15 protein-coding genes and 1 rRNA gene are annotated in these 17,539 nt (G+C 31.5%); 1 reads left to right on the top strand and 15 read right to left on the bottom strand.

The annotated features are described in order from the left end of the window. Window positions 1-238, bottom strand: a 16S ribosomal RNA gene (locus tag BLV68_RS09840); the annotation flags it as partial. A 324-nt stretch (window positions 239-562) separates the two neighbouring features. Between BLV68_RS09840 and BLV68_RS09835 the strand changes: the two genes are divergently transcribed. Beyond that, the gene (locus BLV68_RS09835; protein WP_093753332.1) at window positions 563-1,474 is read left to right on the top strand and encodes a selenium metabolism-associated LysR family transcriptional regulator; all 912 of its coding nucleotides are present in this window, start codon (window positions 563-565) and stop codon (window positions 1,472-1,474) included. 76 nt (window positions 1,475-1,550) lie between these two features. On the opposite strand, the gene BLV68_RS09830 is transcribed toward BLV68_RS09835, so the two are convergent. The 14 genes from BLV68_RS09830 to BLV68_RS09765 all read right to left on the bottom strand — a co-directional run bounded on the left by BLV68_RS09830 (window position 1,551) and on the right by BLV68_RS09765 (window position 17,369). After that, on the bottom strand, window positions 1,551-2,207 hold the full coding sequence (locus tag BLV68_RS09830; protein WP_093753330.1) for a response regulator: 657 nt from the start codon (window positions 2,205-2,207) through the stop codon (window positions 1,551-1,553). Between the two features lies 1 nt (window position 2,208). Then, a complete protein-coding gene (locus BLV68_RS09825; RefSeq protein WP_234949880.1) occupies window positions 2,209-3,372 on the bottom strand; it encodes a sensor histidine kinase in 1,164 nt (387 codons plus the stop codon). Window positions 3,373-3,385: 13 nt separating this feature from the next. Continuing rightward, window positions 3,386-3,847 (bottom strand): chemotaxis protein CheW, encoded by a 462-nt coding sequence (locus BLV68_RS09820; RefSeq protein WP_093753326.1) that lies wholly within the window; start codon window positions 3,845-3,847, stop codon window positions 3,386-3,388. 74 nt (window positions 3,848-3,921) lie between these two features. After that, the gene (locus BLV68_RS09815; RefSeq protein ID WP_093753324.1) at window positions 3,922-5,052 is read right to left on the bottom strand and encodes a TMEM165/GDT1 family protein; all 1,131 of its coding nucleotides are present in this window, start codon (window positions 5,050-5,052) and stop codon (window positions 3,922-3,924) included. A 199-nt stretch (window positions 5,053-5,251) separates the two neighbouring features. Then, window positions 5,252-6,520, bottom strand: coding sequence for an imidazolonepropionase (hutI, locus tag BLV68_RS09810; RefSeq protein ID WP_093753322.1), 1,269 nt, complete (start codon window positions 6,518-6,520; stop codon window positions 5,252-5,254). Window positions 6,521-6,529: 9 nt separating this feature from the next. Next, entirely contained in the window at window positions 6,530-7,426 is an 897-nt protein-coding gene (gene ftcD, locus BLV68_RS09805) for a glutamate formimidoyltransferase (RefSeq protein ID WP_093753320.1), read from the bottom strand. A gap of 208 nt (window positions 7,427-7,634) precedes the next feature. Beyond that, window positions 7,635-8,195 (bottom strand): RNA 2',3'-cyclic phosphodiesterase, encoded by a 561-nt coding sequence (gene thpR, locus BLV68_RS09800; protein WP_093753318.1) that lies wholly within the window; start codon window positions 8,193-8,195, stop codon window positions 7,635-7,637. Window positions 8,196-8,209: 14 nt separating this feature from the next. Next, window positions 8,210-9,220, bottom strand: coding sequence for a LacI family DNA-binding transcriptional regulator (locus BLV68_RS09795; protein ID WP_093753316.1), 1,011 nt, complete (start codon window positions 9,218-9,220; stop codon window positions 8,210-8,212). An 83-nt stretch (window positions 9,221-9,303) separates the two neighbouring features. Next, window positions 9,304-14,706 (bottom strand): diguanylate cyclase, encoded by a 5,403-nt coding sequence (locus BLV68_RS09790; RefSeq protein WP_159428673.1) that lies wholly within the window; start codon window positions 14,704-14,706, stop codon window positions 9,304-9,306. A 2-nt stretch (window positions 14,707-14,708) separates the two neighbouring features. Then, a complete protein-coding gene (locus BLV68_RS09785; RefSeq protein WP_093753312.1) occupies window positions 14,709-15,173 on the bottom strand; it encodes a MarR family winged helix-turn-helix transcriptional regulator in 465 nt (154 codons plus the stop codon). A gap of 30 nt (window positions 15,174-15,203) precedes the next feature. Continuing rightward, window positions 15,204-16,094, bottom strand: a complete 891-nt coding sequence (locus tag BLV68_RS09780; RefSeq protein ID WP_093753310.1) for a diacylglycerol/lipid kinase family protein — start codon at window positions 16,092-16,094, stop codon at window positions 15,204-15,206. Window positions 16,095-16,251: 157 nt separating this feature from the next. After that, window positions 16,252-16,704, bottom strand: coding sequence for a hypothetical protein (locus BLV68_RS09775; protein WP_093753308.1), 453 nt, complete (start codon window positions 16,702-16,704; stop codon window positions 16,252-16,254). A 9-nt stretch (window positions 16,705-16,713) separates the two neighbouring features. Next, entirely contained in the window at window positions 16,714-17,085 is a 372-nt protein-coding gene (locus tag BLV68_RS09770; protein ID WP_093753306.1) for a YtxH domain-containing protein, read from the bottom strand. A 92-nt stretch (window positions 17,086-17,177) separates the two neighbouring features. Next, window positions 17,178-17,369: a hypothetical protein gene (locus tag BLV68_RS09765; RefSeq protein WP_093753304.1), complete on the bottom strand. Its 192-nt coding sequence runs from the start codon at window positions 17,367-17,369 to the stop codon at window positions 17,178-17,180. Window positions 17,370-17,539: the final 170 nt, after the last annotated feature.

Raw genomic sequence — 17,539 nt, 5'->3', positions numbered from 1 at the left:
CGCTATATCGCTTTAACCTAAAGATCATGCGATCCTTAAGTGTCATAGGGTATTAATCCCAGTTTCCCGAGGCTATCCCCTTGTAGGAGGTAGGTTCCTCACGCGTTACTCACCCGTCCGCCGCTAGGTGATTTATGTCTTCATCCCGAAGGAATCCGTCATAAATCCCTCGCTCGACTTGCATGTGTTAGGCACGCCGCCAGCGTTCGTCCTGAGCCAGGATCAAACTCTCATTTGAAAAGTTTCCTTGACTCTCTTTTACTCAAAGTACTTCACACTGTTTAGTTGTCTAGGTTCATTGTCGGTTTTTGACACCGACTTTTATACTATAACAAATTTTTTATTTCTTGTCAATAAGTTTTTAAAAGTTTTTTGCTGCCAGTCTTGTGACTTGAAACTTCAACCTGACAGCTATTTTAATATACCAAGTTTTTTGTCTTTTGTCAATGGGATTTTAATTATTTTTCAGTTTTCAAATTTCTGGTTTCAATTTTCTTTTAACTTTGATATTATTATTATATGCTAAATACATGAATATTGAAAAAGAGAGGGTGATTTATAGTTGGATTTTAGACAGCTTGAAACTTTTATTCAGGTTGCTAATTTAAAGAGCTTTTCTAGAGCTGCAGAAAAATTATACATTACTCAACCAACAGTTTCAAATCACATCCAGAGTTTAGAAAAGGAATTAGGTTCAATATTAATAAACCGTTCTGGAAAGTCTATTACTTTGACTGAAGCAGGAAGTCTCCTTTATAAGTATGCAATTAATATAATTAACTCCTGCGAAATGGCCAAATTTGATTTAGCTGCTTATAAGGGTCGAATACAAGGACACCTCTGTATTTATTCCAGCTCTATACCAAGTAAATATATATTGCCTAAGATAATATATGAATTTTCAACAAAGTACCCTGAGGTAACTTTTTCTTTAGTTGACATGGATTCAGCTGATGTTGTTCAAAGCATTTTGGATGGGGATACAGACTTTGGTATCGTTGGTGCTAAATATGAGGAAAACAAATTGAATAATATAGAATTGGTTGAGGATAGTTTATTGGTGATAACACCTAACAATCCTAGATTCTCTAAACCTAATTATTCTCATTTAGCTTTAGATGAAGTTATAAAAGAAAGAATTCTTTTACGAGAAGAAGGCTCTGGCACTAGAAATCTAGTAGAAGCCACCTTAAAAAAGCATAATATAGACTTGGAAAGTTTGAATGTTACTGCTTACGTAGAAGATACAGAAGTTATTAAACAATTGGTATCCTTAGGTGCTGGTATCAGTTTTTTATCTTCAAAGGCAGTATTTGATGATATTAAACTGGGTAAATATAAAGCCTATTATGTAGAAGGAATAGAATTTAGCCGCAAATTCTATTTTGTGTATCATAACAAGAGACAACTATCCCCATTGAATGAAACCTTTAGGGATTTTGTCATCAGCTATATAAAGGATAATTCTATTTGACATATACCCATTGGATCTTCGTTGAAGACTCATGCCACATAATGAAGAAACCAAAGAGATTGTCCCCTTGGTTTCTTCAGATTTTTTTTATGTCATTTTTAAATGCAAAAATAGCAGCCTGTATCCTATCGTTAACATCTAATTTTTTAAACAAACTGGATACGTGATTCTTTACAGTTTTTTCACTTATATACAACTTGTCCGCTATATCCTTATTACTTAGTCCTTCTGCAATTAATATTAGGACCTCATATTCTCTTTTTGTTAGCTTTTTAATTTTACCATATTCTTTGCTAGTATCCTTTTCATCTAACCCTTCCACTAGCATGGAAGCTATACTTGGTTGGATATAGGTTTTCCCGCAATGAACTTCCCTTATTGCTTTAATTAAACTGTCTGCATCTGAATCTTTTAAAACATAGCCATTAGCCCCTATTTTCATCGTTTCAAATAAGTATTCTTTATCTTCATGTATTGTAAGCATTATGATTTTAGATGTAGTCCCTAAGTCCTTTAACCTTCTTAAAACATCAATTCCGTTCATATTAGGCATATTTATATCTAATAGTATGACATCTGGGTTGAATTCCATTGCTTTTCTAACTGTTTCTTCTCCATTACCTGTTTGAGCAATTACATCTATATCCTTTTCCAATTCCAAAAGTTGTTTCAGCCCTTGGCGCATTAATACATGGTCATCCGCAATCATTAATGAAATCTTTTCATCAGCCATATCAATTTTCCTCCTCTGGTAATATAATATATATAATAATTTTTGTTCCTTCCCCTATATTAGATTTTATTTCCATTTTGCCTCCTAAAAGTTCTACTCTTTCCCTAATGCTAATTAAACCAAAACCCCCCATGCTATCGTTATTATATGTCTCTACCTCGTCTACATCAAACCCGATTCCATTATCAATAATTAATAAATTCAACCTATTTGGTGAATATTCCAAGTTTACACTCGCTTCAGTTGCTTTTGCATGTTTAAATATATTGTTTAAAGACTCTTGAACAATTCTAAATAAAGAAGTTTCAATAGCAGGATTCAAATTAATAACATTGCCTATAACATTAAACTCTATTGGCACTCCAGTATGCTTAGTAAAGTTATGAATATACCTTTCAATAGTCGGTACCAAACCTAAATCATCCAAAGACATCGGTCTTAAATCATATATAGTTTTTCTCAAATCACTTAATGTGGTTCTGACAATGGCTTTTAAATTCTGCAGCTCTTCTCTTGACTTTTCTTTGTCAATCTCCATCAATCTTTCACATATTTCCGCTTTTATAAGTATATTGGCCATTGATTGGGCTGGTCCATCATGTATATCTCGAGCTAGTCTCTCCCTTTCTATTTCTTGGGCTTCGATTATCTTTATTCCTAAAGCCTGTTTTTTATTTAAATGATCTACGGTGAGAATGATATCATCTAAATTTCCCCTTAAGTATTCTGTAACTACACTAACTGACTTTCGAACCCTTTCAGCTTTTTTATATACTTTTATGGCAGACTTTAATCTTAACTCCTGCTCTTTTCTCCTTTCGATTAAATTCTTTTCTTCTTCTCTTTTCAAATATAATTTTATTCTAGCCTCATTAGCCCTATCATAAGCAATTTTTATGTCATCTTCTGTATAAATTCTAAAATTTTTACTTATATTAGCTAAATAAGCCTTACTCTTTTTCTCTTCAATCTCTAATAAGTCTACTTCTTCGATTACCTTCTCTACCTGTTTTTTTATATTAGATAGTTCTGCTTTTATCTTATTTACCTCTTCTCTTGCATGTTCAACAATTTCTGTGATTTCATTTTTATTAATTTCAATTGAATTGATGGTCTCTTTCAGTATATCATTTATGCGTTCAACTTTTAATGAAAGGCTGTTCACTATTTACACCTCTTTATTCTATTTCCATTCTTGCTATGTCTTCCTTTTCCTTATCCGTTAATACATTGTGCAAATCTAAGAGGATCAACAACCTTTTTTCATCTACTTTGCCTACTCCTGTAATAAATCTTCTATCTACTTCTGAAATAATATCGGGAGTTGGATCTATCTGTTCGTCATCTAATCGTATGGTTTGAGATGCTTCATCTACTACAAATCCAACATCCCTATTATCAAAACTTATGACTATTATTCTTGTGTCCTTAGTTATTTCTGAATCAGCCAAATTAAACCGTTTTTTTAAATCGATTATAGGTATGACTTTCCCCCTATAATTTATTATTCCTTCTATAAAAGCTGGGGTGTTTGGAACGTTAATCGACTCTTCATAAGGGATTATTTCTTTAACATTCATAATATCTATCCCGAACTCCTCCTTATTTAAACTGAAGACCACATATTGTTTTTCTGCCATTACAAATTCCCTCCTTTTATTGACCTACAATAATATTCTACAAAAAACGTCTTTATCCTTCTTTTTTTTATATTTTAGGTAGAAAGTTTGAGATTATCTTTAATTTTAATCTCTAGTCTTTTCCCAATATCGTAATTAATTCTTTTACTATATCTTAAATATTTGGATAAATCTCCATCAAATCTTATATTCTGCCCAAATAAGATAAACTCAAAGAAATTCTTTATCCTATTTATAATAAAACTATCTTCATCAATTATATCATTTTCTACATAATCTGCCATTATTAAACTTAAAGCTTCTACGACTTTATTTTTGTCGAAATTTTTGAATGTCAATTTTGATATGTCCGTATCTTCCTCAATAAAATATTTTTCCTCGTTTCTTGCTTCTTTTAAAATCCTCTTAGTATATCCGATTACACATTCATCACCAATACAATTTCCACATATCCCCTCCCCAAGACAGATTTCCTCTATTTTTTCACCCATAATATTGCTTTTAATGTATAAGTGATTTGCCACTTTTTTTATAGGTGAGAGTTCCTCATGTTTTTTCTTGTGTATTAGCCTTCTTGTTAATATAAGATGAATAACAATTATCGAAATAAAATAAAGTCTTAGGTTATTTGAAGTCAATAGTTTTATCGGTAACCAATTATAAAGCTTTAGTGTCCCAAAGAAAATAAATACCATTGAAGAAATAATTTTCACTGAAATATCGGGCATCTTTTCTCCAATTTTACTCCCCACTAAAATTCCTAATCCGCTAGTAGCAATCATTCCTAATATGGTCCCTAATAAAATAACAAAAGAATGTTCAGCTCCCGCAGCTAATGTCAAAGCAGTAAGTTGAGTTTTGTCTCCTAATTCACCTATAAAAAATGCAAGGGCTACAGTAGTAATAGGACTAAATGCAGTCTTTCTATCTTCTTCTTCCAGTTTTTCATCATTAAGTGCTAATAGGCCAAATAAGACAAACATGAGTCCTGCAATTGATTGGATTAAATTCATAGGAACTACTTTGGATAAATAACTGCCTAATAATATAGCTAGTCCATGGTTTAAAAAAACTCCTATGCTGACTCCAATTAGCACATCTCTAACTCTGTACTTTGTTGCAAAAGTCATAGCTATTATCTGTGTCTTATCTCCCATTTCAGAAGCAAAGATCAATGCAAAAGCTTTTAATAACTCCTCAACCATATATTCTTCTCCTTCTCAATAAAATAATGTTTTATATAATTATAAGAAAGTAAGGCCATAAAAAAGACTTTTAGTTTAATAGAAACTTCTATTAAACTAAAAGTCAGCCCCTTTACCAATTAAAGCCACTCTTAATATGCGTCTGCTAGGTATTAATAATCGAGCCCATTTATAACAATAGCATTCATAATATCCTATATTATGTGCGTGAATTTACAAATGCCTGTTTGCCATTCTTTATGACTCTATCAGTATGATTTATTCCAAAATGGTATATTATATATTCTAAATTTGGGGCGTCAAAAACAACTATATCCGCCTTTTTCCCTACCTCTAAGCTGCCAATTTTATCTTCTAATTTTAATGAAGCAGCACCATTTATAGTTACTGCAGTTATTACCTCTTCAGGAGTCATTTTAAGTAGTAAGGATGCAAAACTCATAATAAGCTGCATGTTTTCAGTCGGGCAGCTTCCTGGATTGTAATCTGTGGATAAAGCTACTGCCACACCCCTTTCAATCATCTTCCTTGCTGGTGCATATTTGCCTGATTGGAGGTTAAAAGAAGTACCTGGAAGCAAATTAGCCAATATTCCCTTTTCAGCCATCATTTCAATCCCTTTTTCACTAGCAGCTACCAAGTGATCAGCAGAAACACAACCTATTTGAGCTGCTAACTCTGCTCCACCTAAAGGTTCAATCTCGTCAGCATGTATTTTGGGCAATAATCCATGTTTGATTCCAGCCTCTAATATTTCCTTTGATTCTTCTATAGAAAAGACTCCCTTTTCACAGAAAACATCACAAAATTTAGCTAATTGCCTTTCAGCTACTTCTGGAATCATTTCATTAATTATAATATCTATGAATTTTCTTGGCTCATCTTTGTATTCGATTGGTATGGCGTGAGCTCCCATAAAGGTGGAAACTACATCTACATGGTGCTCATCATTCAGTTTTTTCGCTACTTCCATCTGTTTAATTTCCGTATCAAAATCTTCTATTCCATAGCCACTTTTAGCTTCCACTGTAGTAACTCCAAAGGATAACATAACGTCTAAACTCTTTTTGGCCTTTTCATATAGCTCATCAAAGCTCGCTTTTCTAGTGGCCTTCATTGTACTATGAATGCCTCCGCCAGCTTCTAATATATCTAGGTATTTAGCCCCTTTTAATTTCATAGCTAATTCATTTTCACGAGAACCTCCGTGAACAAGGTGGGTATGAGAGTCTACTAATCCAGGGGTTATAGTTTTCCCTTTTCCATCTATTACAATAGTTTCTTCGGTAATCTCAATTTCCGGTGGTAACTCTCCTTCTCCTACATAAATGATCTTATCTTCTTTAGTAGCCAGTATGCCATTTTTTATAAGTCCAATTTCCTTCATTTCATTTCCTTTTCTGGCCCTATTAGGTCCTTTTAGCGTAATTAAATTATCTATACTTTTAATGACAATATCAGCTTTCATTTTATCACCCTACTCAAAAATTCTTTTCTCAAGAATTTGACTGGAATCAAAATTCTCCAACCTTAAATAATAATCAGCCACATCTACTAAAGCCTGCATAGGCACTAATCCGATTATTTCGCTACCAATTACATTTACCCCATACCTTCTAGCTTCTCTTTCTATGGTATCAAATACTCTAAATAATGATGTTTTAGTATAATCCACCATATTCATGGAAACTTGAACTATGCCTCTTTCTTTTATTTCAAGACCAATTGCTTTGCAATATGTGAAACCCCCAGTTCTAGCTCTTACTACAGTTGCAATTTTTTTAGCAATTTCTAAATTATCAGTTCCTAAATTCACGTTAAATGCAATCAATGGAGGCCTTGCTCCAACTGCTGTAACTCCAGCCTTTTCATTTAAATTTTTTGGTCCAAAATCTGGTTCCCATTCTTTTTGTTTTAATTTCTCGGCCATCCCTTCGTATTGACCTTTTCTAATGTCAGCTAAATTTTCCCTTTCTTTAACCCTGGCAGACCTTTCATATAAGAAAACAGGTATATTTAACTCCTCTCCTATTCTTTTGCCTAGTTGTATGGAATATTCCACGCATTCTTCCATAGTTACATCGGATATGGGTATTAAGGGTATAACATCAGTTGCTCCCATTCTAGGATGTCCACCACTATGATATCTCATATCAATTAAATCTGCTGCCACTTTACATGCATTAAATGCTGCTAAAATAACCTTTTCTGGTTCCCCAACAAAGGTTACTACCGTACGATTATGGTCCTTATCCATTGAATAATCTAATAATTTGACTTCATCCACTTTCCTTATCTCTTCCACAATTTTCTCAATTGTTTCTTTATTCCTTCCTTCACTAAAATTAGGTACACATTGTACTAATCTCGCCATAAACATCCCCTCTCTATTTGTTTATATTTTATCATAAACTCCAGAATATTTGTACATAGTTGCAATTCTAATATTTTTGTCCATACTCAAATATATTATATGTTATTTCCCTTCTTTTTCCTAGGCTTTATTTATTTAATATATTGCCTAATCGTCTTTTCATACATTAAAGAGTGAAAGCAAAAACCACAGTTACCCTCTGTGGTTTTTAATACCTCACAAACTCATGATATTTTATTGGAGTATATACTCTTTTTCCCATAACCTCATGGCTTTTCATAAGAGCAATATTATGTAGGGTAAATGATCTTCCCAACTTATGTTCAATGCTTTCTGATAATTCATTGAAAGGAATATTAGATTTTACCTTTCTTCCTAAAGTTATATGAGGAGTGAATTCCCTTTTCTCCATAACAAAGCCTATCTCATTCATCTTTCTTTCCATCATGTCGTAAACTCGATGTAATTTCTCTACCGCTCCTTTAATTCCTAACCAAAGTACTCCATATTCTTCGCCTTTTTTATTAAAATAACCTAATTCCCCTAAGATTAAGGATATGGGTGAATTACTATAAGCAACATATTTGATCGCTTTGTCTATACAACCTACTTTATCTTCATCAATATTGCCCAAAAATTTTAGAGTAATATGGAAATTGGGCTGAGGTACCCAACTTCCCTTTTTTGAGCTTAATTTAAGTATTTTTTGAATTTCGCATAGTTCCTTTTTTAAACCCACATCAAAATCCAATCCAATAAAAGCTCTCATAAATTACACCACCATTATATTTTCTTACAGCTTTCTCTTTTCATAATGCGGATTGGAAGATAAATATGGTCCTTTTCCTTTTCCTCACTTTTTAAATTTTTAATAATCCTTCGAATTGCAACAGCACCAATGTCATAATAAGGTTCCTTTACAGTAGTAAGCCTTGGTCTATATATGGAGGCCATTTTGGTATCTCCATAACCGCTAACGGAAATATCTTCTGGAACTTTAATTCCATTATCATAACAATAATTGATAAATCCTATGGCTAACTCATCTTGACAACAAAATACTGCAGTAATATTATTCTCTTTAACTATTTCCATTACCTTATCGCCCATCTTATACCCATCTTCAGGTTTAAACCCCTTAACTGAATATATAAACTCCTCAGCTTTATCAACATCACTTATAGCTTTTTTATAACCATCTATTTTGAATCTCTCTAAAGAAGCTTTATTATCTTCATTGCTTGTAACATATAGTATATTTCTATGCCCTAGATTTACTAAGTATTTAGTCATCTCTTGAGATGCTTCAAAGTTATTAATGGTTACAGTTGGCATGTCTTGACTATCATAATATCTATTTAGATATACAAAAGGTATTTTCAAGCCTTTAATTTCTTCTATTACACTTTGTTTATCATTTTCAGACACTAATATTATGCCTTCTACCTGTTTACTCATTAACAACTGAGCAAACTTCTTTTCAGTATCTGGATTACCATAACTACTTGACAAAACTATGTCGTATTTGTACATCCTTCCAATTTCCTCTATTCCTCTAATCATTTCAGCTATATATGAATTTCCTATATCCGTAACAATTACTCCAATTAAATTTGATTTTCTCGTAACAAGGCTCCTTGCTACTTCATTAGGTTTATAGCCTAATTGTTCTATAGCATCTAATACCCTTTTCCTAGCTTCTAAACTAACCGGTTTAGAATTATTAATAACTCTTGATACAGTAGATATTGAAACGTTTGCTAATTTTGCTACATCTTTTATAGTTACAGACATTTCTACACCTCCCCGCTTTAAACTGATTAGAATTTTTTCATATTATATCACATTTAACCCTAAATTAGTACCCAAGGTTTATATTATGTTTCCAATATTGTGGAAAAAATATCGCATAATGCTTTAGCTAAATTATAGTTATTATAATCGAATTCTTTTTCTTTTATTGGAACTGTGATATAGACTAAAGCCTTAATCTGGTTATTAGAAATTAAAGGTATAGCAATTACCGATTGCCAATCTGGCATATTTAAATTTAAATTCTTTTCGCTAATACTCTCCCAATCAATTAAAAATTCTCCTTCTCCTTTATGTAAAATTTTCTCTACAATGTTTTCGTTTATAAAGTCAGGTTCTACCCATCTTAAGTTCAATCTAGATCTGGCATAAGAATTCACGATTTTCTTATTACTATCATCAAATTCAATTAAAGCACATTTCTCAGCTTCCAGTACTTCTATTACTCTTCCTAAAAAAGCAAACACTTTTTCAGTATAATTAATATTTTCATTAGCAATTTGTATAACATCGAGAATCGCCAATATATTTTTTTGGTCTTTATTTGCATTTCCGGTAAGAATACCTGCCAGCCGGTCACCTCTATTTAATGAGTTTGCCAAATCTGTATCCCACATTATTACCCGGTTTTTTCCTCTTTCCTTTGCACAATACAAAGCTTGGTCTGCTTTTTCTATTAGTTCTTCTTTAAACTGGCTATGGAAAGGAAACATAGATATTCCGATACTCAATGTTACAGGTCCTTTAACGTTATGAAATTTAATTTCCTCAACGTTTCTTCTAATCTTTTCACTAATATTTTTAGCTTCATCTCCCAAAACATTTCTAAGTATTATGATAAACTCTTCTCCACCGTATCTGGCAACTAAGTCAGTACTTCTAACGCTGTTGATTAGAGTTTCCCCTATTATGCTTAGGATTTCATCACCTTTCCTATGACCATAGGTATCGTTTATATCCTTAAAACCATCCAAATCAAGCATTAAAACTGCAAAAGATTCATCGTTATGATTTGCTTCCATTAAAATCTTATTGAATTCATTTTCGTAATACTTTCTTGTATAAGTACCCGTCAATTTATCTATATTTGAAAGGATTTTTAACTTGTAATTTTCAATATTTATAAATAATATCTTAGTCAAAGCTCCAACTAAATTCTGTCTTTCTATGTCGAATCTGTTAAATACCCTATCTGTTTCTAAATAAACATAACCCTCTACTCTCCGATACTTACCTATATCTTTTTTTCTTCTTTCTACGCTAGGCATATTTAGTTCAACTAATGGTACAAATATGGGGACGCATATAATTGCCCTTGTATCCTTAAGCAAAAATTCCCGATGGAGGCCAATAATATTATTCCCGAGATTGCTGCTTATAAGTATTCCATTATCATACCTGCCAGACAATGCGAGTAAATTCTCATTTGCCTTCCATGCTTCTATGTCCTTTTCACCAATACCAATAATAGGAATAAACTCATTTTTTTCATCATCGTAAATTAGAATAAACCCCCTTTGAGCTAAAGTCTCCTTGGATAAGTATTGCAATATTAAATATAGATTATGTTTATAATCGTTTGTCAAACTATTTATTAAATCTTCAATTGTACGGATATGTTTAATATTTTCATAGAGACAATTCAATTTAATAATATTATCAAATTGTGCATCGTCTATAAAATTGAATATGATGTTATAATCAAAATATTGGTCTACAGGTTCTTCAGATTTCAATTGGTCTATTTGCACAAATTCAACTCTTCTGTTACAGATATTATATATGGCTTCTGCTAGCATAAATTTTATCTTGTCAACTCCATGATTTTTTATAAAGCTTATCTGTAAACTTTTTGAATGTATTTTTTTTACTATGCCATATATTAAATCTAAGGACTCAAGAAGATAATTAATGGCTTGATAGTACTTTTCTTCTTTCACTAAGTTTGATCCTATTATTATATTTACTAGAATATTTAGATGAATAAAATTATGGGACTTAATCATCTTATCTAGTTCTTCTAAATGGTTGTTTTGGTACTTATGTCGACTAGCACTATATATTAATATCTTCCTTAAATATTCTAAAATTGGTGAAGATATTGTCTTCCTCAATTCTGCATCTTCATTGATTATATCCATTATATAATCATAATCTTTCTCCAATAAGGTTATAATTCCCAATTGTAAAAGGGCAATTCTTCTCTGAAATATTAATTTGCTATTCCTAAGCTCCCTTCGTATAAGCTCAATAGCATTTTTATCATACTTTCTCGTTTTTAAATATTTAGCTAATATAACTCTGGTCTTTGACATTAAATATTCAATATTATTATAATCCTTAGAAAGTTCCATAGCCTTTTTTGAATAATCTAATGATTTATCCCATTCACCAAAAGTAAAATAAAATTCCCCTAAAAAATTGAAGTACTGCCCGATTAATTCAAAACTAAAATTTGAATCTTCAACATAACTTTCCTTTAAAATCGAATAGCAATTATAACTGTATTCATAATCCCCGGTAGCTAAATATATCAATCCCAAATTAACGTTTGTCAAAAAAACTAGATTATTATCCTTAATTTCCATGGCAATGGTTCTAGCTTCTTCTAAATATTTTTTTGCTTTATTAAAATTCCCTATATTACAATATAATTCGCCTATATTATTGAGAAACACTAATCTTAGATTTAACAAGCCAAATTTCTCTATGATTTTTAGGCCTTCTTGGTAATAGCTCATGGCTTTCTCATATTTGCCTCTTTGAATATATATGTTTGCAATATTATTGATAGGCTTAGTAGAATTGATTAATTGATCTGTATTTTTGAAATATTCTATACTTTTATTATAAAATTTAATGGCTTCATCCATGTTACCATTAAAGTACTCCAATAACCCCCTCAAATTATAGATATCCCCAAGCACTTCATCCATTCCATTTTTAATGGCATAGTTTAGTAGTTTTTCTATACTCCTCTCTGCTTCTTCCAATTTACCTAGATTTAGCATACATTTAGTGTACAATATACCTGATTTAGCTAATCCCAATGGAAAAGCATTTTTTTCCGAAATAGTTCTAATCTCTTTAGTAATGACTAATATTTCATCTATCATATTCCTGTTTAAATAGATTTCACAAACACCTAATTTGCCAAATACAGTATATTTATAATTGTTAAGTTCTTTAGATTTCTCTATTAATTTACTATAAATCTTCAAAGCTTTATCATTTTCACCCTTTAGGTAATAGATATTACCTAAAGACTCTAAAATCTCTAAAATATATTTGGAATCTACATGCTTTGCTATTTCATAAGCTTCCTCCCAAAGGTATTGAGATTGGCTACTCATTATATTTTCTTCTTTTCTTGCTTCTTCTAATATGTGTTCCAAGGCCTTTTCCGTTTGATCGGAAGATATTAAATGATGAACAAGTTCTTCCATAATTGGTTTATAATTATCCTTATAATATTCTTCTAATAGCTCCGCTAATCGCCTATGAAGTTTAACTCTTTCTTCTATAGGCATCCTATAATATATAAGCCTTTTTAATTGAACATTATTAATACAGTAGCTATATCCCCAGTCTGATACCCTTTCTTCTAAAAGCCCCATTCTAATCAATTCATTTATCTTAGCAGAAAGCGGCATTTTATCTTCGTCTATTAACATGGAAAGGATAGCTTTTGGAATGGAGTCATTGTAAGCAGAAACTATATTCATTATATCCATGTATTCTTCCTCAATTAAAGTAATTTGGTTCTTTAAAACTTGGTCCATGTTGGTGGTAAAATACAAATCAGAATATTTTTGTGTTTTTAATTCCCAAAAACCATTTTCATTTACAAAAAGTTCTCCAGTTGCATATAAATCCTTTAAAATATACTCTATATGCCTTGGATTTCCACCGCTTTCCCTTAAAACTACTGCTGAAAACATTAAGGGTTTGTAATTCATTCCTAAAACTGATTGAATGAATTCTCCAATTTCAGTTAAACTTAAATTGGAAATTTTTATAGATTCTACTAACTTGTCACTTAATAAATCATTAAAAATCCTTTCCTTTAATGTGCCTATAGGTATTCGCTTTTCATTATAGGAGGCAATTAAAACTAAATTAGACTCCTCCATATTTTTGATGATAAAGTTAAATAGATGCAAAAACTCAACGCTCCCATCGTCAATATTATCCAAAATAATATATGTAAGCTTGTCCTTAGTCAGCTCCTCTAAATAATTGGTTATCCTGTCAAATAACCTAAGTCTATTTCTATCCTCACCCATATCGTATATAACGTCATTATTTACAATATATTTTAACTCCGGTAATACTTTAACAAGCTCTCTCCCATACTTGTTTAATATATAAACAGGAGCATCCTTTATCGTTTGCCTCAATATATTAGTTGCTGCTTTCAGTCCATGCTGAACACTCTGATTTATTTCTAAATAATATACTTCCCTTCCTCTCATTCTCAACTGGTAGGAAATTTCATTTAAAAAACGAGTCTTCCCTACCCCTAAATCTCCATTTACTAGTACAGCCCTTTTAAAATCCGTATGGGTTACAAGGTTTTTGTCTATTTCCAATATTCTATTTATTTCCTTTTCCCTTCCGATTATTCTAATATCAAAATTAAGAACGTTTCTTTCCTTAATTAGGTCGAACTCATATTCAATTCCAAATAAATCCTTTACATCGTTAATTATATCCCTTAAAGTTATTTCCCTTTCCATTGGGTCGGTTTTTGTTAATACTCTAATAGTATGCACTAAATAATCCCGTTGCTCTTTATCCATCTGGAGACCATCCATAAATCGAATATCGGAATTAATGGAATAATAGTCTTCCGATAATAGGTACAAAATCAGCATTCCAAGCGAATACTTATCTGAATTATAACTGACAATTTCTTCTTGTTCCAACAAAACTTCTGGAGCTATAAAGTACCTAGTTAAATCACTATAGCTTCTATTTATTACATTTTCATATATATTAGTTAAATCCATAGCTTTAATCTGGTCATTTTCTAACAAGAATATATTGGAAGGGCTAAGGTGTTTATACACTATACCTCTGTAATGTAGAAAATCTAGCAAATTACATAGCTGTAATATGATCCTTAACTTTTCATCTAAATTTAATTTATCATGTACCGTCACTAGAGTAGGACTGTTTGTGTATTCAGTTGTTGAATAATACCTTTTTATATTAATCTTTTTTCTATCTATGGTTTTTATTATAGAAAACTGTTCGCTGGATAACAAGTTATCGTGTCGAATATGGGTAAAATTAATAAAATTATTGATCAAATATTCTATGACTTTGCCTTGTCTGCTTATATCATATAATTTCATAAAAAGTTGTTTCTCATCATTCCAAAAATCTGTTACCTCATATATGGTATTATAAACACTCTCCTCAATGACCCTAATTACTTTGTATCTATTATCAATTAACTTCATCATTATTTCCCCTTTATACAAGCATCATCATCTTTAATCGCATCATACAAGGATTCTAATAACTTACTAAGCGATTTTTTTTCCTCCTCTGTAAAGCTTGCCATCTTTGCATTTAAAAAATCAATTCTCTTCTCCAATACCTGTTTAACGATATCGTGACCTTTTGGCAATACCTCTATTCTAACTACTCTTCGGTCCTTTTCGTCCTTTTTCCTAATAACCAGTTCATTTTTCTCCATTCTATCTACCAAATCGGTTATTGTACTACAAGCCAAAGCCATTTTTTCACTTAATTCCCCAATAGTCATTTCTTCATTATTTATAAGTATTTGTAACGCAGTAAATTGAGGAATTGTGGTATTATAGTCCTTTAGTATTTCTCTACCTTTTAAACGTATAATTCTATCAATTCTTCTTAAATACCTTTCTATATTTACCACACTATCGTAACCATTATTTTCCTTCAAAATTTCACCTCCATCTATCCTCCCCTTATATTAGCTGGGTACAATAATTTCAAAGCCTTCAGGCACAACCTCAAATACAGCTGGTAGTTTACCTCCACATTCTCCATCTATATCTATTATTACATCTTCCTCCGCATCTATCCATATCCTTTTAGATTTAAAATATACTACATTTGGATGATAAACATGTTCTCCTCTGAATATGTTTATAAATATCTGGGCTAAATCTTGAACTTCTGATTTTTTGATTATGACTACATCCAAATAGCCATCCGATACATTTGCATCTGGCGCTAACCTTTTAAAACCACCTATGGATGCGCTATTAGATATTAAAAATAACAATACATCTTCCTCTTCGGAATACTCTTCACTTTCAAATCTTGCCCTAATGGGTTTAAATTTCTGTTTAGGTATTTCTTTTAATCCTTCTATATAATAAGCCATCCTCCCAAAGATAGCCTTTGCTTCCGGAGGCACTTGGTAGGCTACATTGGTTAATAAGCCTCCAGCAGCTACATTTATGAAATACTCATCATTAACTCTTCCTAAGTCAACTATCTTTGTTTTTCTATTCTTTATCATGGTAAAAAAATCATCTATATTCTTTGGCAAATCCATATAAGTAGCAAAATCATTTACCGTACCTGCAGATAGAATTGCTACAGGAACCTTCCTATTGGATTTTGCAATCCCCTTTGCCACTTCGTTTACCGTACCATCTCCACCACAGACTACGATTAGATCCCAATCCTCACTACAGGTCTTAATAGTTTCATCCATTGCATCATCTTTCGTCTTTGTATTGAATTTCCCCACTACATAACCATCGTTTATTAGTAGATTACATAGATAATCTACCCTCTTTTGAATAATCTGTCTTCCAGATGAAGGATTACAGATGATTTTTACCTTCTCCATCCCATATCAACCTCTCCAATTTCAATATTAACAATATTTAATAACCCAATTGTCTACTATATATAATATATCAACAACACCCCTGTAATCAATACCAATCTAGTTTATCCAATTAATAGCTATTTAAAAGAGAACCCGACTGGGTTCTCAAACATAACTACCTATTTTTAAATGCATTTTTTATTATATCTATAATTTCCATGACAAGCTCTATGTAATCAGTAATATTCTTTAAATTGTTTTTAAAAGTAGTGGCAGTCCCAGTTATACTCTCGCCTACTGCTTCTATTGTATCAGATATTACATCACTGGTGGTATCTATTTTTTCGGAAATAGAGTTAATATTTGTAACTACTTCTGTCAATTCAGGGCTGGTTTTTTCTAATAGAACCTTAGATTCCTCTAATATACAATTAATATTCTCAGATATATGAGGTAATTGCTTTAGAACCCTGTCCACTTCTTTTTCATTCTTTTCCGCCAACCTTCTTACTTGGGATACTAGGTTATTAGCATTCTTTAAAAATACTACTAAATAACCTAGTACCCCTATCCCTAATAGAAATAATATAAACTTTAACAACTCTTCAATAGTAATAGGAGTAGTCATGGGAATCACCTATTGCCTTTCATTTTCTTCTTCAGTTTCTTGATCTTTTTCAACATTATTGGATTTATACTTCTCTATTTCTACCTCAAACATATCCCTTTCTTTAAATTCTCTTAACTTCTCTTTCACATCCTCTTTCACTTTTTCTTCTACATCCTTTAAAGTAGCAACAGATTCCTTTATAGAAGTTTTAATATTCTCGGTTTTTTCCTTTGTCTTATCAGCAATATCTTTTCTAGTTTCTTTTCCTGATTTAGGAGCAAATAGAAGACCAGCAATTGCACCAATAGCAGTGCCCAGGGCAAATTTCTTAGCAGTATCTACCTTTTTCCTTCTTTCCGCTTCTCTTTTTCTTTCATTTAATAAATCCATCAATCTCATAATATCTCCCCTTTACATGATTATTTGAATATATATTACCCTAAAAATGGTATATTAATCAACTTATACATTAGTGGATTTAGGGGATTAGTTTATTTTCTATCCAGCTTTTTTAACATTTCCTGAAGTTTTTTTGCTTGATATCCCGACTCCTCAGCAAAACTTCTAAATAAATCTGCCACTTCAGCATCTTGGACGTTTTTTGCATACATCTCATAATCCCTAACCATTTCCTGTGCATCAAGTATTTTTTTCTTCAATACTTCTTTAGTATTTAATTCCATTCCTATCCTCCCTTCTTCATTAATATAATATCCCATACTAAATATTTTAGAATTGGGTAAAAAGAGTATAGATTTAGTATAGGCTAATATGCATTTTTTTTATACTTTAAAAATATTTTTTTTGTTTTATAATTATAGGTATAGCGATTATTTTGAGTATCGAAATTTTA

Origin of the sequence: Tepidimicrobium xylanilyticum (assembly GCF_900106765.1) — a bacterium.
GTDB lineage: Bacteria > Bacillota > Clostridia > Tissierellales > Tepidimicrobiaceae > Tepidimicrobium > Tepidimicrobium xylanilyticum.
The sequence above is the reverse complement of the archived record's forward strand: the minus strand, read 5'-3'. Positions and strand labels throughout refer to the sequence as shown.

Bases quoted from the DNA above. Each gene is read 5' to 3' on its own strand.
- BLV68_RS09830 (WP_093753330.1), bottom strand. From the start codon at position 2,207: ATGGCTGATGAAAAGATTTCATTAATGATTGCGGATGACCATGTATTA.
- hutI (WP_093753322.1), bottom strand. From the start codon at position 6,520: ATGAAAGCTGATATTGTCATTAAAAGTATAGATAATTTAATTACGCTA.
- BLV68_RS09765 (WP_093753304.1), bottom strand. From the start codon at position 17,369: ATGGAATTAAATACTAAAGAAGTATTGAAGAAAAAAATACTTGATGCA.
- BLV68_RS09790 (WP_159428673.1), bottom strand. From the start codon at position 14,706: ATGAAGTTAATTGATAATAGATACAAAGTAATTAGGGTCATTGAGGAG.
- BLV68_RS09775 (WP_093753308.1), bottom strand. From the start codon at position 16,704: ATGACTACTCCTATTACTATTGAAGAGTTGTTAAAGTTTATATTATTT.
- BLV68_RS09815 (WP_093753324.1), bottom strand. From the start codon at position 5,052: ATGGTTGAGGAGTTATTAAAAGCTTTTGCATTGATCTTTGCTTCTGAA.
- BLV68_RS09820 (WP_093753326.1), bottom strand. From the start codon at position 3,847: ATGGCAGAAAAACAATATGTGGTCTTCAGTTTAAATAAGGAGGAGTTC.
- ftcD (WP_093753320.1), bottom strand. From the start codon at position 7,426: ATGGCGAGATTAGTACAATGTGTACCTAATTTTAGTGAAGGAAGGAAT.
- BLV68_RS09770 (WP_093753306.1), bottom strand. From the start codon at position 17,085: ATGAGATTGATGGATTTATTAAATGAAAGAAAAAGAGAAGCGGAAAGA.
- BLV68_RS09795 (WP_093753316.1), bottom strand. From the start codon at position 9,220: ATGTCTGTAACTATAAAAGATGTAGCAAAATTAGCAAACGTTTCAATA.
- BLV68_RS09780 (WP_093753310.1), bottom strand. From the start codon at position 16,094: ATGGAGAAGGTAAAAATCATCTGTAATCCTTCATCTGGAAGACAGATT.
- thpR (WP_093753318.1), bottom strand. From the start codon at position 8,195: ATGAGAGCTTTTATTGGATTGGATTTTGATGTGGGTTTAAAAAAGGAA.